3 protein-coding genes are annotated in these 2,201 nt (G+C 48.9%); 2 read left to right on the forward strand and 1 reads right to left on the reverse strand.

Translation table 11 applies throughout. The features are described from left to right. Nucleotides 1-256 (reverse strand): helix-turn-helix domain-containing protein (locus ACP5D4_RS21465; RefSeq protein WP_428013639.1); only part of this gene is annotated, 256 nt, incomplete at its 3' end. Between the two features lie 236 nt (nucleotides 257-492). On the opposite strand from ACP5D4_RS21465, the gene ACP5D4_RS21470 reads away from it, so the two are divergent. Continuing rightward, entirely contained in the window at nucleotides 493-1,365 is an 873-nt protein-coding gene (locus ACP5D4_RS21470; protein ID WP_428013640.1) for a fructosamine kinase family protein, read from the forward strand. Between the two features lie 496 nt (nucleotides 1,366-1,861). Next, nucleotides 1,862-2,201, forward strand: a 340-nt coding sequence (locus ACP5D4_RS21475; RefSeq protein WP_428013641.1) for a hypothetical protein, incomplete at its 3' end; no start/stop codon positions are given.

The raw sequence follows: 2,201 nt of genomic DNA on the forward strand, positions 1-2,201 counted from the left end.
GCTCAGGATAGATTTTTCGAGCTTGGGTTAAGGCTTTACACTGGCTTGAAAAGCTGGGTCGGGGCGCGTCGGGGGGAATAATGTACTCACCTCGAAGAGAGCATCGGTCGATGAGACAGGCTCTCGACTTGTACCAGTCTTTGCGCTCTGCTAAAGCATAGTTCCAGACCCGACGAGAGGTTTCTAGCCATTCGTCATAGGTCTGTTGCTGCTGTTGGGTGGGCGCAAGCTTGTACTGATACGTGAGGTTAATCATCACCTAAAAACGGCATAACCTGTTTTTAGACTAGCAAAGATCGTTGAAATATGCAATCAAAAAGTCGCCCTAGAAGGGCGAGGCTCTAACCCCAAAATTTTCGGTAGAAGTGGGAGAAGTCCACGAAATCACTAACACGGGAGAGTCCGAACTGGTTTTAACCTATTTCGGTTTGCAAGTCTAGCGACGACTGACATAGGCTTTCCGTAATCGTTCACGAGCAATTACAACGTCCTATGTGGGAGCAAATCGCCGCGCATATTACCGAAGCCACTGGAGAACCGTTTGGTATCTCGACGAACCAATCCGTCGGCGGTGGCTGTATCAGTCAAGGGAGTACCATTTCCGACGGAAAACGCACTTTCTTCGTCAAACTCAATCAAGCCTCTGCTGCGGATATGTTCGCCGCCGAAGCGGTGGGGGTGAAGGAGATGTGGGAAACCCATACGATTCGCGTTCCTAAGCCGATTTGTTGGGGAACGGCGGGAAATTCCGCCTATCTGGTGATGGAATGGCTGGATTTGCGCGGTCGGGGCGGAGGTTCTCAGGTTTGGGAACAAATGGGGCGTCAGTTGGCGCAGATGCACCGTACCGGAACCCGCGATCGCTTCGGTTGGGATCGCAACAACACCATCGGTTCGACGCCCCAGGTGAATACTTGGACGGAGGACTGGGCGGAGTTTTTCGCCGAACACCGCATTCGCTTTCAGTTGCGGTTAGCCGCCCGTAAGGGGATGCGTTTCGACGGTGGGGAGGCGTTGGTGGAGAAGATTCCCCAGTTGTTGGCGGGACATCAGCCGATTCCCTCGATCGTTCACGGGGATTTGTGGGGGGGTAACGCTTCGGTGACGGCGGATGGAGAACCCGTCATTTTCGACCCAGCGACGTACTATGGCGATCGCGAGGTGGATATTGCGATGACGGAGTTGTTCGGCGGCTTTTCGGGGGCGTTTTATCAGGGCTATAACGAGGAATGGCCGCTGGATGAGGGTTACGATCGCCGCAAAACGCTGTACAACCTCTATCACATCATCAATCACTTTAATTTGTTCGGTAGTGGTTATGCGAGTCAAGCGCAGCGAATGATTCAGCAACTTTTACGCAGTTAGGTGCATGGCTCTCGTCAATGGATGTCCTCAGTTTTTCGGAAACTGGGGATTTTTTTTGACGGCTTTTTTAAAGATTCTGTGAAGTTACAGAAGCCGTTTGATTCCGAACTGGATGTATCGCTTTTGAGGTGGGGAATTCACGCGATCGATCTCCCTAATTTTTCGAGGCGCGATCGATACATTTACGGCTTGAATTGTTAAAAGATGTAAATTATTAACCCCATTCCCGTAAAAATCGAAAATTTTGACCGAGTTAATTAGGGAGGATATACCTACTCGTAAATATACGGATATGGGTTGATCGCTTTACCGGAAATTTACAGACAAGTTAGGAGAAATCGAGTAATTTAGAGTCAAATCAAAAGACCCATTGGGGTTGTATGTTTTCCGTATTATTACGGATAAAAATACGAAATAATATGGATCGATCGAGCCAGATTGATCGCGTGTAATCGAGACTGTAAAAGATTTTCAGCCATCAGGAGCATCTATAGCCATGAGTTCTTCTATCTTCACCAAATGGTTCCAAAGCAAAGTTAAAAAACAACCAAACAGAGAAGAAAACGCGCAAACCTTTATTCTCGAACCCATCTATACGCCAAGTGGTTTAGTTGATGGCGGAGATGACAGCGATTCGATCGACATTTCACCAAGTGACAACCCAGATAACTTCAGTGAAAATACAGAAGAAACGGGATCGATCGACCCCACAGAAGTCGAAGATAGCAGCGACACCGAAGATAGCAGCAACACCGAAAATAGCAGCGACACCGAAGATAGCAGCGACACCCTAGACACCACCGACGCCAGCCACATCACCAACGAAGACATCGGCG

It is taken from the genome of Baaleninema sp., assembly GCF_049974805.1.
Taxonomy (GTDB): Bacteria; Cyanobacteriota; Cyanobacteriia; order Cyanobacteriales; family Geitlerinemataceae; genus Baaleninema.